Origin of the sequence: Hydrogenophaga sp., from assembly GCF_018780075.1 — a bacterium.
In the GTDB taxonomy this organism is placed as follows: domain Bacteria; phylum Pseudomonadota; class Gammaproteobacteria; order Burkholderiales; family Burkholderiaceae_C; genus Hydrogenophaga.
In genome coordinates, this window is record NZ_JADMKB010000126.1 from 1 (window position 1) to 12460 (window position 12460).

13 protein-coding genes and 1 pseudogene are annotated in these 12460 nt (G+C 69.6%); 8 read left to right on the forward strand and 6 right to left on the reverse strand.

The window, feature by feature from the left end; all coding sequences use genetic code 11:
- The coding region (locus tag IV088_RS20460; protein ID WP_291105757.1) for an alpha/beta hydrolase at positions 1 to 581 on the reverse strand (581 nt) is incomplete at its 3' end.
- Positions 578 to 1630: a peptidase M29 gene (locus IV088_RS20465; protein ID WP_291105759.1), complete on the reverse strand. Its 1053-nt coding sequence runs from the start codon at positions 1628 to 1630 to the stop codon at positions 578 to 580. The genes IV088_RS20465 and IV088_RS20460, both read right to left, overlap by 4 nt.
- An 86-nt stretch (positions 1631 to 1716) precedes the next feature.
- Here IV088_RS20465 and IV088_RS20470 point away from each other — a divergent pair.
- Positions 1717 to 2223 (forward strand): annotated as a pseudogene (locus IV088_RS20470) (flavin reductase family protein); the annotation flags it as partial.
- 531 nt (positions 2224 to 2754) lie between these two features.
- Positions 2755 to 3654, forward strand: coding sequence for a DMT family transporter (locus tag IV088_RS20480; RefSeq protein ID WP_291105761.1), 900 nt, complete (start codon positions 2755 to 2757; stop codon positions 3652 to 3654).
- 26 nt (positions 3655 to 3680) lie between these two features.
- Here the strand turns inward: IV088_RS20480 and IV088_RS20485 are convergent, their stop codons facing one another.
- Entirely contained in the window at positions 3681 to 4676 is a 996-nt protein-coding gene (locus tag IV088_RS20485; protein ID WP_291105762.1) for a tripartite tricarboxylate transporter substrate binding protein, read from the reverse strand.
- A 121-nt stretch (positions 4677 to 4797) separates the two neighbouring features.
- The gene (locus IV088_RS20490) at positions 4798 to 5319 is read right to left on the reverse strand and encodes a DUF1993 domain-containing protein (protein ID WP_291105763.1); all 522 of its coding nucleotides are present in this window, start codon (positions 5317 to 5319) and stop codon (positions 4798 to 4800) included.
- A gap of 111 nt (positions 5320 to 5430) precedes the next feature.
- Here IV088_RS20490 and IV088_RS20495 point away from each other — a divergent pair, with 111 nt between their 5' ends.
- A complete protein-coding gene (locus IV088_RS20495; protein WP_291105764.1) occupies positions 5431 to 5643 on the forward strand; it encodes a hypothetical protein in 213 nt (70 codons plus the stop codon).
- A gap of 62 nt (positions 5644 to 5705) precedes the next feature.
- On the opposite strand, the gene IV088_RS20500 is transcribed toward IV088_RS20495, so the two are convergent.
- Together IV088_RS20500 and IV088_RS20505 are read right to left on the reverse strand one after the other, a co-directional pair.
- Entirely contained in the window at positions 5706 to 5846 is a 141-nt protein-coding gene (locus IV088_RS20500; protein ID WP_291105765.1) for a hypothetical protein, read from the reverse strand.
- 186 nt (positions 5847 to 6032) lie between these two features.
- Complete coding sequence (locus IV088_RS20505; RefSeq protein WP_291105766.1) at positions 6033 to 8387, reverse strand: acetoacetate--CoA ligase; 2355 nt, start codon at positions 8385 to 8387, stop codon at positions 6033 to 6035.
- Positions 8388 to 8492: 105 nt separating this feature from the next.
- Here IV088_RS20505 and IV088_RS20510 point away from each other — a divergent pair, with 105 nt between their 5' ends.
- From IV088_RS20510 to IV088_RS20530, 5 genes are all read left to right on the forward strand, one after another.
- Entirely contained in the window at positions 8493 to 9218 is a 726-nt protein-coding gene (locus IV088_RS20510) for a TetR/AcrR family transcriptional regulator (RefSeq protein WP_291105768.1), read from the forward strand.
- Positions 9215 to 10156, forward strand: a complete 942-nt coding sequence (locus IV088_RS20515) for an ABC transporter substrate-binding protein (protein WP_291105769.1) — start codon at positions 9215 to 9217, stop codon at positions 10154 to 10156. Before IV088_RS20510 ends, IV088_RS20515 begins: the two co-directional genes overlap by 4 nt.
- 8 nt (positions 10157 to 10164) lie before the next feature.
- Positions 10165 to 10932 carry an ABC transporter ATP-binding protein gene (locus IV088_RS20520; protein WP_291105771.1) on the forward strand — a complete coding sequence of 256 codons (768 nt, stop codon included), beginning with the start codon at positions 10165 to 10167 and terminating at the stop codon, positions 10930 to 10932.
- Between the two features lie 114 nt (positions 10933 to 11046).
- Complete coding sequence (locus IV088_RS20525) at positions 11047 to 11802, forward strand: ABC transporter permease (protein WP_291105772.1); 756 nt, start codon at positions 11047 to 11049, stop codon at positions 11800 to 11802.
- Positions 11799 to 12460 (forward strand): ABC transporter permease (locus IV088_RS20530; RefSeq protein ID WP_291105774.1); only part of this gene is annotated, 662 nt, incomplete at its 3' end. The genes IV088_RS20525 and IV088_RS20530, both read left to right, overlap by 4 nt.

The window sequence follows — 12460 nt, forward strand, 5'->3', positions numbered from 1 at the left end:
CGGTCGAAGGTGACGAGGCAGTCGAGCGCTCGGCGGTAGGTGGCGGCCGGCACGCGCGCCATGCACTGCTCGGCCAGCCGCACGCCCTCCGGCAGCGAGCCCGGGCCGACCATCTGCGGCACCAGCTTGGCGGCCATGTCGGCCATGCTCTGGCCGGCGTCCAGCGGCGCGGTGCGCTGGGCGATGAACTGCCGGGCCCAGACCTCGGCGTTGCGGCCGTCGGTGCGTTTGCCGAAGGCCGCCGAGGTGCCGCAGAGCACCAGCTTGCTGACACGGTCAGGCCGGCGCGCGATCACCTCCTGCGCGACCATGCCGCCCATGCTGTGGCCGACCAGCACCACGCTTTCGCACTGCAGCGCGTCAATGAGGTCGATGCAGCTTTGCGCCAGGCCCTTGAACGTGTAGGGCTCGATGGGGGCGCTGTGGCCGTAGCCGGGCATGTCCCAAGCGACCGCCCGGTAACCGACCTCGCCCAGGGTCTCGACCTGCGGCGCGAAGGCCAGGTGCCCACCACCAATGCCGTGCAGCATCAGCACCGTCTCGCCGGTGCCCAGCGTCGTGAAAGTAGGGATGCTGTTCAAGACACAACCTTTCCGGCATCGACCACGACCGCGCCATCCAGCGTCACGGTGCAGCCGCGCATGGGCCAGTCGAAGTGGCCGCGCGTGTAGCGACCCGCGGTTTCGTTGGCGCCGGTGCTGTAGAGGAAATTGCCGGCGAAGGCGCGCAGCTCGGTGCCGTTGAAGTCGCGCTTGTCGTAGAGCGCCATGCTGTCCCAGCGGGCGGCGTCGTTGAGGCCGTAGCCAACGTGGCTCACGGCGTAAGCCTCTTTCTCGCCCCAGGCCGCGAAGTAGGAACGCAGCAGCTCGGCATCGACCCCCGTGCCGTCGATGCGGGTCACGTGGTCGTTTTCAATCGTCAGCGTGATCGGCCGTTCGACATAGCGTTTGAAGGTCAGGTTCACGTCGCCCTCGGCCAGCACCAGCGTGCCGTTCACGCTGCCCGCCGCCGGGAACCCCAGCACCAGGCCGCCGGGCCAGTGCGTCAGCGTGCCGGGGCGCGTGGTGCTGCCCCAGTTGCCGCCGACCGCCGCACCCTGCAGCGAGATGGAGAGGTCGGTGCCGGCGGCCGAGGTGACGCGCATGGCCTTCGCGCCGCGCAGGCGCTTCACGTGCGCCTTCACCCGCGCCTCGGTCGCGTCGTCGGGCAGCAGCCGCGCCAGCGCCTCGGGGTGTTCGTTGCTGACGTAGACGATGCGCGGCTGCGTCGTGCCGTTGCCCTGCAGGATGGCGGGCAGCTCGGGCGCGTGCATCAGGCCTTCGACCGTGCAATCGATCACCAAGGTGCTGGCCTGCAGGGCCGCGATCACCGGGGCCTGTTGTTGAATGGCGGGTGATGCCCCGGTGGAGCGCGTCACCGGTTCGCCCGCCTGGCCGAACACCGAGGGCAGGGTCAGCACGAAGGCCGGGGCACCGAGACGTGCCGCCGCGAGGCGCGCCAGGTCGACCAGCACCGGCCGGCTCTGGCTTTCGCAGAGAATGGCCACCGTGTCGCCGCTTTCCAGGGCGCAACGCCTGAGGACCGTCTCAAAGGCGTCGAGCCACGCGGGTTCAATCCGCTCCTGCAACATGGGTTGTCTCCTGTTTTGGGTCTCTGCCGGCAGGGAAATGGCAGCGCAAATGCCATTATTCATGAATTTTCATATAAATTGCAGCCATGTCCCCAGCCCGCAAAGCGCTACCCCCCGATTTTTCGCCGCGTGACTTCCGCGCGGCGCTGGGCATGTTCGCCACGGGCGTGACCATCGTGACCGCGCGCACCGCGTCCGGTGAACTCGCGGGGCTGACCGCCAGCTCGTTCAACTCGGTCTCGCTCGACCCGCCGCTGGTGCTCTGGAGCCTGGGGCGTGCGGCCGGCTCGATGGCGGCCTTTTCCAACGGCCAGCACTACGCGATCAACGTGCTCGCGACCGACCAGCAGGCGCTGGCCGAGCGCTTCGCCGCGCGCGACGTGGACCGCTGGCAGGGCGTTGATTTCGTGGCGGGCGTCAGCGGCGCGCCGCTGCTCACCGGCTGCGTCGCCACCTTCGAATGCTTCAACCGCAGCCAGTACATCGAGGGCGACCACGTGATCTTCGTCGGCGAGGTCGAGCGCTGCACGCGCCGCGCCAGCGCCGCGCCCCTGCTCTACCACGGCGGGCGCTTCTACACCGAGCACCCCTTGCAGGGTTCACAGGGCGACCCCACTGCGCCGCAGCCCACCGACGGCCGCTTCGTCGGCAGCTACCTGGGCTACCTGCTCGGCCAGGCCAACCACGCCGTGTACCGCGACTTCGAAAACGCGATCACGGCGCAGGGCCTGACCCACATCGCCTGGCGCGTGCTCGCCGTGCTGCACGACGCGGCGCTGTCACACGGGGAAACGCCCGGTGTCGCCATCGGCCAGCTCGCCCACGACGTGCTCGCCAAGCAGCCCACCGTGACCAAGCTGGTGCAGCGCATGGCCGAAGAGGGCCTGGTGGCGCTGCACGCCGACCCGGCGGACCAGCGGCGCACGCTCGTGACCGCCACGCCCACCGGGCAAGCCGCGGCCAGCGCCCTGATCGCGCAGGCGCGCCAGCAGGAAACCACCCTGCTCGCGCGCTGGTCGGCGAGCGAAGCCGAAGCCTTCAAACGGCACCTGCAAAAGCTGGCCTCCGGCCAGTGACCCCGGGCGCGACAGCCCGCGCCCCGACCCCGCGATACCCTCGACACGATGACCCCCGTCCAACGCAAAAACCACCTCGACACCCTCGCCATCACCCTGCTCGTGGTGTGCTGCGCCTTCTGGGGCTACCAGCAGATCCTGATCAAGTTCGCCTCGCGCGAAATCCCGCCGCTGTGGCAGGCGTCCATCCGCATGTGGGGCGCCACCGCCCTGCTCTGGCTGTGGTGCCAGTACCGTGGCGTGCCGCTGTTCCAGCGCGACGGCACGCTCAAAGGCGGCCTGCTCGTGGGCCTGCTGTTCGCGGGCGAGTTCGTCTTCATCTACCTCGGCCTCACGCACACCAGCGCCTCGCGGCTCACGGTATTCCTCTACACCAGCCCGTTCTGGGTCGCGCTGCTGCTGCCGCGGTTTGTGAAGAGCGAACAGCTGCGCCGCATCCAGTGGATCGGCCTGTGTCTGGCCTTCGCCGCCGTGGCGGTGGCCTTCAGCGAAGCCTTCCTGCACGGCTCAGCCCCGGGCCAGTGGATCGGCGACACCATGGGTCTGGCCGCCGGCATGTTGTGGGGCCTGACCACGCTGGCGATCCGCACCACCAAGATCGCCACCGCCCCGGCCGAGAAGTCGCTGTTCTACCAACTCGGCGTGACCGCCGCCGTCACGCCGCTGCTCTCGCTCGCGCTGGGCGAAAGCTGGGGCTTCAACTATTCAGCGATGGCCTGGGGCTCGGTCTTCCTGCAGACCGCCGTGGGCGCCTTCGCCAGCTACCTGACCTGGATGTGGATGCTGCGCCACTACCCCGCCACGCAGATGTCCACCTTCACCTTCCTCACGCCCGTGTTCGCGCTGGTGTTTGGGGTTGTGCTGCTGGGCGAGCCGCTGACCACGCAGCTGGTGCTGGCGCTGATGGGGGTGGCGGCGGGGATTGTGTTGGTGAGCCGGAAGGGGTGAACCACAGGTGAACGCTAGAAACCACTTCACCCCTTCTTCGCCAACCCCAGCCGCTCGATCGTCGCCTTCTCGGCCTTGAAGGTGCGCTCGCCGTACGCCGTGTAGTCGGCGCTGTTCATGTAGATCACGGGCTGGAAGAACTTGTCGAGCGTGGCGAGCACGGCAGGGTCTTCCAGGGTCTTCTTGAAGGCGTCGTGCAGCGTCTTGACGACCGCCGGGTCCATGCCCTTGGGGCCGCCGATGCCGAAGGGCGATTCGGTGATGGTGTCCCAGCCGCTTTCCTTGACCGTGGGCACGTCGGGGAAGGCCTTGTTGCGCTGGCGGCCGAGCGTGGCCAGCAGGCGCAGCTTGCCGCTTTGCACGTGCGGCGCAAATTCGGTGGTGCCGCTCATGACGCGGATGTGGCCGCCCAGGATGGCCTGCATGATTTCGGCCGAGCCCTTGAACGGGATCGGGTTGAGCTGGATGCCGGCCTTCTCGCTGAACTCTTCAATGGCCAGGTGCGGCGTGGTGCCGGTGCCGGTGTGGCCGTACTCGAGCTTGCCGGGGTTGGCCTTGGCGTAGGCCACCATGTCCTTGAGCGTCTTGAACGGCGCGTCGGCGGTGCAGGCGATGCCGAAGGTGTAGCCGGTGAGGCAGGCGATGTGGGTGATGTCCTTGACCGGGTCGAAGCCCATGGTCTGCATGTGCGGCAGGCGGTAGATGCCCAGCGGCAGCTGCGTGAGCGTGTAGCCGTCGGGCGCGGCCGTGACCATCGCGGAGGCCCCGAGCGTCCCACCGGCGCCGGGTTTGTTTTCGATGATGACCGCGGTGCCCAGGGCCTTGCCCGCGCTCTCGGCGAAGGCGCGCATCACGGCGTCGCTGCTGCCGCCGGTGGGCCAGGGTGCGATGAGCTTGATGGGGCGCGAGGGGAATTTGTCCTGCGCGAACAGGTGGGCCGGCAGGATGGCCGGTGCGGCGAGCGCGGCGGCGGTGGTGAGAACCTGGCGGCGGCTCAGGGCAGCGGGACGGCGAGTGCTCATGGGGGTCTCCGTGGGGGTGTCGGTGTGTCGAACACCCCACCTTAGCCACAGACGCCCGGCGCGTGAACCCGATGAATCCCGGGTGGGGCGTGATTTCAGTCACACCCGGGACGCCCACGCGTCAGGCGACGGTCTGGTCACCCGCGAGGTAATCGGTCTTGCCCACGTCCACGCCGTTGTGGCGCAGCAGGGCGTAGGCCGTGACGACGTGGAAGAACATGTTGGGCAGGGCGTAGTGCTTGAGGTAGGCCTCACCGGTCATGGTGCGGGTCTTGTCGCGGCCGACCGGGAAGGTGATGTCGGCGTCTTCGCGGCCGTCGATGGCCGAGGCGGGCACGGTGGCCAGCCAGTCCAGCGTCTTGCGGATGCGGGCCTGGAGTTCGGCGAAGGTGGTTTCGTTGTCCTCGAACTTCGGCGCCTCGATGCCCGCGAGCCGTGCGGTGCCGTTCTTGGCCGCGTCGCAGGCGATGCGGATCTGCGAGGCGAACGGCAGCATGTCGGGCGCCAGGCGGGCGGCAAACAACACGTTCGGGTCGAACTTGCGCGCGGCGGCGTTGGCCTCGGCCTTGTTCAGGCAGTGCAGCAGGTTGGACAGGGCGGTCTGGAAGACGGGCAGGCTGGCGGAGGAGAGGGTGATGGACATGGGGTTCCTGAGGAGGGGGAGCGCGCATGCTACGCGCCTGCCCCGACCGGCGCCCGCCGCCCCCGCGCACGACCCTTTGCCGCCTCAGGGCTTGAGCTTCTCCAGCCCCGCGTGGTCCACCTTGCCCAGCGCGTCCACGCGGACCACGGCAGGTACTTTCCGGCCCTGGACGCCACGCTCTTTCCGGGCGACAACGGCCTCAACACCTCGTCCACGCCCTGGCTCGACAAGACCGCCTACACCTTCTACGTCCAGTCGATCGACGGTTACGTCGGCTTTGCGGGCGGCGCTTCCACCTTGCGGCTGGTGTCCATCCATCCCTGAAAGCCCACCGCTGCGTCACCCCGTCTCGCGCGGGGCGGTTCGGCCCCGCCCACCAGGGCGTCTCAGGCGGGCGGGCTGCCCCATTGGGTCACCTCAGCCGCGTCCAGCGGCTCGCCGTCGTCGAGGGTCTGCCAGTCGCTCGTCAGCAGCTCCATCAACGCATGGTCCAGGGTGTCCAGGTCGATGTCCAGAGGCTCTACCAAGCCTTCAGACTGCACAAGAGAAGGTCCACGGTTCATCTGGGTCCTCCGATCTGATCGACGGCTGCGCGCCGGACAGGGCGAACGACAGCGCGATCACCCGCAAGTGTTCTGCAAAGCGGGCGCTTTGACCAGCATCAAACCGTTTCAAGATGTGCAGGACCGGAACGGCCCTTCGAACCGGGGCGTTCAGGCGTGCGTGGCATCGGCCCGCTGGCGCGCGAATGCCACGTACCAGTCGAGGCAGCCCGGGTTGGCCATCGCTTCCCGGTTGATCACCTTCTCCAGCGGCTGGCCGAGCAGGAGCTTCTTGATCGGCAGCTCCTGTTTCTTGCCCGAGAGCGTGCGCGGGATCTCGGCGACCTGAAAAATGGCGTTGGGCAGGAAACGCGGAGAGAGCGCGGTGCGGATCGCGCCGTTGATCTTCGCGGTCATCGCGTCGTCGAGCGTCTGCCCCGGGCGCAGCACGACGAACAACGGCATGTAGCTCTCGCGCCCCAGGTATTCGAGGTCGACCACCATCGAGTCCAGCACCTCGGGCAGGGCCTCGACCGCGCTGTAGAGCTCGCTGGTGCCCATGCGCAGGCCGTGGCGGTTGATGGTGGCGTCGGAGCGGCCGTAGATCACGCACGAGCCGTCGGGGTGGATGCGCAGCCAGTCGCCGTGGCGCCAGACGGCGCCGGCACTCGCGTCAAGGTCCCGGTCGCCGGGCCGCCCCAAGACCGGGACAGCCCCCTCGGGGGGCAACGACCCATGCGAATCAGGGGAGAGTGGGGGCAACGGCCTACCGCCACCGGGCTTGCGGCCGTGGCCCGGCGGGTAGGTGTCGAAGTAGCTGCCGAGCAGGCGCTGGTTGTCGGTGTCGCCCACGAAGTACAGCGGCATGGACGGGATGGGTTGCGCGCAGACGAGCTCGCCGACGGCGTCGATCACCGGCTCGCCCTGCTCGTTCCACGACTCGACCGCGCAACCCAGCAAGCGGCACTGCATGCGCCCCGGCGTCTGAGGCAGCTCGCGGTTGCCGCCGATGAAGGCCCCGGCGAAATCCGTTCCGCCGGAGATGTTGCACCACCAGATATCACCCCCACGCTCCGCCGCTCGCGCGGGTCGCTGCCCCCCGAGGGGGCTGACCTCGCCTTGGGGCGGCCCGGCGGCGGGGTCGTTGTCGCCCCCACGCTCCGCCGCTGCGCGGGTCGCTGCCCCCCAAAGGGGCTGATTCGCCTTGGGGCGGCCCGGCGGCGAATCGTCTTTCTCTCCGGCAAGGGCTTGCAATCGCCGAAACTGCGCCGTGCCCCAGTTCTGCGCCTCTTCGGACAGCGGCGATCCGGTTGTGCCCAGCGCGCGCACGGCCGACAGGTCGCCGCAGGTCGAGAGGTCCACACCCGCCTTCAGACAGTTCGCAAAAAACGCCGCGCCCGCGCCGAAGAAGGTGACGCGCTGCTCGGCCGCGAAACGCCAGAGCACGGTCCAGTCGGGGTTCTCTTTCGAGCCGCCCGGGTTGCCGTCGTAGATCACGCAGGTGGTGCCGTTGAGCAGGCCGCTGGTCTGCGCGTTCCACATCACCCAGCCGGTGGAGCTGTACCAGTGGTAGCGCTCGCCCCAGCTGTTGGGCGCGTAGCTGCAGCCCACGTCGTTGTGCAGGATCTTGAGCGCCAGCGCCACGATCACCGTGCCGCCGTGGCCGTGCACGATGGGTTTGGGCAGGCCGGTGGTGCCGCTGCTGTAGACGATCCACAGCGGGTGGTCGAAGGGCAGCCACAGCGGCTCGAAGGCCCGCACCACCGCGTCGTCGCGCGCGGTCGCGGTGCCGAACGCGGCACAGGGCTGGGCCGTCTCCAGCGCGCGGTCCACTTCGGCCGGGTCTTGTGCGAGGTTGGTGTGCAGGATCACGTGGCGCACCGTGGGCAGTGCCGCGCGCAGCTCGGCCACCACCCCCAGGCGGTCGAAGTCCTTGCCTCCGTGGGTCACGCCGTCGCAGGCGATCAGCACCACGGGCTGAATCTGCCGGAAGCGGTCGAGCACGGCGTTCGTGCCCATGTCGGGCGCGCACACGCTCCACACGCCGCCGATGCTCACCACCGCGAGGAAGGCGACCATGGTCTCGGGCACGTTGGGCAGGTAGGCGGCCACACGGTCGCCGGGCTGGACGCCCTGGGCCTGCAGGTGCAGCGCGAGCGAGGCGACCTGGCGCCACAGCTCGGGCCACGAGAGCTCGACGTGGCGGCCCTTCTCGTTGCGTCCGACGATGGCGCTGAAGCCCGCGTCGTGCGCCGGCTTCACGTGGCGAAACACCTGCTGCGCGTAGTTGAACTTCGCCCCCGGGAACCACTGGGCGCCGGGCATCACATTGCGTTCCAGCACCGCCGTGTGCGGCGTGGGCGAGCGCAGGTCGAAATAGTCCCAGATGCTCTGCCAGAAGGCGTCGAGCTCGGTGGTGGACCAGCGCCAGAGCGCGTCGTAGCTGTCGAAGCGCAGGCCTTTGTGAAGGGCCAGCCATTCCTGGTACAGGCGGATCTGGGGGACGTGGGGCGCGGTGGGGTTCATGCGGGCGGCTTCCTCGGATGCGCCATTCTGGTTCGGGGCCGGCCAGCGCCGCACAAGGGTTTGTACGGATGTTCAAGTTTTTTGTACAACCGTTCAATACCGGCCATGGTCACCGGCCCCGCCCCCACCCGTTCCAGGCCCGCGCCCTCGCGCAGCGCCACCAAACCCGACCGCCAGCACGCCATCCTGCTGGCGGCGGAGAAGCTGTTCGCGCAGCGCGGCTACCACGGCGTGACGATCCGCCAGATCGCCGAGGAGGCGGGCGTGCCGCTGGCATTGGTGGGCTACTACTACGGCCCCAAACACGAGCTGTTCCACGCCATCTTCGCGCACTGGAACCAGACCATCGAAGAGCGCCTGACCGCGCTGGACGCCGCCTCGGGCGACCCCGCCGCCCCCGACACCCTGACCCGCATCATCGAGGCCTTCGTGAACCCGGTGATCCGGCTGCGCCACAGCGAAGAGGGCCACCACTACGCGCAGCTGGTCGGCCGCGAGCTGGCCTATGGCAGCCAGGAGGCCGACCGCGTGCTGCGCCAGTTCTTCGACCCCTTGGCCCACCGCTTCATCGTGGCCCTGCAGGCCGTCTTTCCACACGCCAGCCTGGCCGACGTGGCCTGGGGTTACCAGTTCGCGCTGGGCGCGCTGCTGCACCACCTGGTGGACGACCGCGTGACCCGGCTCTCGCAGGGCCAGTGCGAAGCGGGCGACCCCGCCGCCGCCGCCCGGCTCGTGCATTTCATCGTCGGCGGCCTGCGCGCCGCCCTGCCCGTTCCCCCCGTCCCAGCCTCCAGAAAAACCACCACCCCATCCCGTAGGAGACCCGCATGAAACGACGCACCGCCCTGGCCGCCCTGGCCGCCCTCCCCGCCGCCGCGAGCCTGCCCGCGTTCGGCCAGACCCTGCCCAAGGTGGTGTTCGGCTTCACCGCGGTGACCGACTTCGCCTCGGTGTTCGTCGCCGCCGAGCAGGGTTTCTTCAAGAAGCGCGGGCTGGAGGTGGAGCTGAAATTCATCCCCATCAACTCCACCATCCCGGCCGCCGTGCAGGCCGACTCGCTGCAGATCGGCGGCCCCACGCCCAGCGTGTTCCTGCAGTCGGTCGACGGCGGGCTGGACCACGTGGTCGTGGCCGGTGGCGGCGCCACCTCCAAGACCATCACCGGCTTCGGCCTGGTGGCCAAGGCCGGCAGCGGCATCCGCACCGCCAAGGACTGCGTGGGCAAGAAGATCGGCGTGCCCGGCCTGGGCGCCTTCCTGCACGTGACCTTCCGTGGCTGGCTCAAGACGCAGGGCGTGGACTTCAAGACGGTGAACTTCGTCGAGGCCTCGTTCCCGCAGCACGGCGACCTGCTGCGCGGCGGCTCGGTCGATGCCGTGGTCAGCGCCGACCCGTTCATGAGCCGCATCACCGACAGCGGCGCGGGCTACGTGGCGAGCTACTACTCGACCTTCCTGCCCGAGAACCAGCCGACCATCATCCACACCGCGCGGCGCGAGTGGGCCGAGAAGAACCCCGGCGCGGTCAAGGCCTTCCGCGAGGGCGTGCAGGAGGGTGCGGCCTTCATGCTGCAACCCAGGAACAACGAGGCCGTGCGCGCGGCCGTCGGCAAGTACATCAAGCTGCCGCCCGAGGTGCTGGCCAAGGTGCAGATCTCGCCGCCCTCGCCCATCGTGACCGAGAAGCAGCTCAACTACTGGGTCGGCCTGATGAAGGAGCAGGAGATGCTCAAGACCGAGCCCGCCGTGGCCCGGCTGATCGTGAAGTGAGCGCCCCGGTGTCTGAAACCGTCCTGCATTTCGACCGCGTCGCGATCCACTTCGGCGGGCGCGAGGTGCTCTCGCCCACCGAGCTGAGCGTGCGCCGCGGCGAGTTCGTCTGCGTGATCGGGCCCTCGGGCTGCGGCAAGACCACGTTGCTGCGCGCCGCCGCCGGCTTCGTGGCGCCGAGCCGCGGTGCCGTGTTGCGGCAGGGCCAGCCCATCACCGGCCCGAGCCGCGAGGTGGCGTTCGTGTTCCAGGACTACGGGCGCGCCCTGCTGCCCTGGCGCAGCGTGGCGGCCAACGTGAGCCTGGCGCTGGAAGCGGCGAAGGTGCCCGAGGCCGAGCGGCCAGCGCGCATCGCGAAGGTGCTCGACACCGTGGGCCTCGGTGCCCACGCGGGCAAGTACCCGGCGCAGCTCTCGGGCGGCATGCAGCAGCGCGTGCAGATCGCGCGCTGCCTGGCGCAGCAGCCCGACGTGATGCTGATGGACGAGCCCTTCGGCGCGCTCGACGCGATGACGCGCGAGACGCTGCAGGACGAGCTGGCGCGGCTGGTGCGCGAAGAGGGCCTGACGGTCATGTTCGTCACCCACGACCTGGAAGAGGCGCTGTACCTGGGCGACCGCGTGATCGCGCTGCGCAGCAACCCCACGCCCGAGCTGCCCAGCCTGGCCGCCGTGATCGATGTGCCGCTGCCGCAGCCGCGCAACCAGATCACGACCAAGGAGCACCCGGAGTTCCTGCGGCTGCGGCGCGAGCTGTACAGCTACTTGGGACATTGAATGCCCCCCGCAGCGCCTGCGGCGCTACCCCCCTCAGGGGGGCAACACCAGAGGCCCGGCGAAGCCGGTTCCTCGGTGTTCTTGGTCTGAGTCACTTCTCGCCGGCATGCTTTGATGAACATCTCTCTGAAATCCTGGGCCTTCCCCGCCGTGCTGATCGGCGCGCTGGAGCTGTGGACGCGCACCGTCGGTCAGGGCAGCGACGCGATTGCGCCGCCCACCGCCGCACTCAAGGCGCTGGCGGGCGCGGCCACCGACGGCTCGCTCTGGAGCGCTACCGCGTTCACGCTGGGCAGCGCTGCGCTGGGCCTGCTGATCGGCGCGCTCGGCGGGCTGCTGCTGGGCACGCTGCTGGGGCTGTCGCGCCGCGCGGCGCGCCTGGGCTACCTGAGCGTCGAGGTGGCGCGGCCCATTCCCTCGGTGGCGCTGATCCCGCTGGCCATGCTGGTGTTCGGCTTCGGCCTGCGCATGGAAGTGAGCGTGGTGGCCTTCGCCTGCCTGTGGCCCATGCTGGTGCTCACGCAGGCCGCTGTGTTGCAGGTGGAGCCGCGTTTGCTGGAGGTGGCGCGTGCACTGCAGCTCTCGCCGCTGCAGCGCTTCGCCTGGATCGTCGGCCCGGCCATCGTGCCGCGCCTGTTTGTGGCGCTGCGCCTGGGCGTGGCCATTGCGCTGGTGGTCGCCGTCACGGTGGAGATCGCGGCCAACCCGCACGGCATGGGCTACGCCATGATGATCGCGCAGCAGAGCCTGGACCCGGCGCTCATGCTGGGCTGGCTGGCCTGGATCGGCGTGGTGGGCTACGCCGTCAACGCCGGCGCGCTCGCGCTGCAGCAGCGGGTCGCGCGCCGCATGGGGGAGACGGCCGCATGAGCCTTCAAACCTACAAAGGGATCAACGCCCTCGGCAGCGCAGCGGGTTCCATCGCCGTGCTCGGCGGCTTCGTGGCCCTGTGGTGGCTGGCCAGCCAGAGCGGCTGGGTCAACCGCGCCTTCCTGCCTTCGCCGGCCGCCACGCTGGGCAGCCTGGTGCAGGGCCTGGCCGGCGGCGACCTGCTGGCCTACACCTGGGCCACGCTCCAACGCATGCTGCTCGGCTGGGTGCTCGCCAGCGCGCTGGGCATCGCGCTGGGCGCGCTGATCGGCAGCTCGCGCGCGGCGCGCGAGTGGATCGCGCCCACGCTCGAATTCATCCGTCCGCTGCCGGCCTCGGCGGTGATGCCGCTGGCCATCGCGCTGTTCGGCCTCTCGGGCGGCATGGTGCTGGCGGTGGTGGCCTTCGGCTCCATGTGGCCGGTGCTGCTGGCCACCCTGCACGGCCTGGCGCAGGTGCACGTGCGGCTGCGCGAGGTGTCGCAGGCGCTGCAGCTGGACCGCCTTCAATTCATCGCCAAGATCGGCCTGCCCAACGCGATGCCCGACATCCTCTCGGGCATGCGGCTGTCGATGACGGTCTCGCTCATCGTCTCGGTGGTCGGCGAGATGATCGCCTCGCAGGCCGGCCTGGGCCAGGCCATCCTGCTGGCCGCGCG

Excerpts from the sequence above, each read along its gene's own strand:
- IV088_RS20515 (WP_291105769.1), top strand. The coding sequence starts at position 9,215 with ATGAAACGACGCACCGCCCTGGCCGCCCTGGCCGCCCTCCCCGCCGCC.
- IV088_RS20510 (WP_291105768.1), top strand. The coding sequence starts at position 8,493 with ATGGTCACCGGCCCCGCCCCCACCCGTTCCAGGCCCGCGCCCTCGCGC.
- IV088_RS20485 (WP_291105762.1), bottom strand. The coding sequence starts at position 4,676 with ATGAGCACTCGCCGTCCCGCTGCCCTGAGCCGCCGCCAGGTTCTCACC.
- IV088_RS20525 (WP_291105772.1), top strand. The coding sequence starts at position 11,047 with ATGAACATCTCTCTGAAATCCTGGGCCTTCCCCGCCGTGCTGATCGGC.
- IV088_RS20465 (WP_291105759.1), bottom strand. The coding sequence starts at position 1,630 with ATGTTGCAGGAGCGGATTGAACCCGCGTGGCTCGACGCCTTTGAGACG.
- IV088_RS20480 (WP_291105761.1), top strand. The coding sequence starts at position 2,755 with ATGACCCCCGTCCAACGCAAAAACCACCTCGACACCCTCGCCATCACC.
- IV088_RS20490 (WP_291105763.1), bottom strand. The coding sequence starts at position 5,319 with ATGTCCATCACCCTCTCCTCCGCCAGCCTGCCCGTCTTCCAGACCGCC.
- IV088_RS20505 (WP_291105766.1), bottom strand. The coding sequence starts at position 8,387 with ATGAACCCCACCGCGCCCCACGTCCCCCAGATCCGCCTGTACCAGGAA.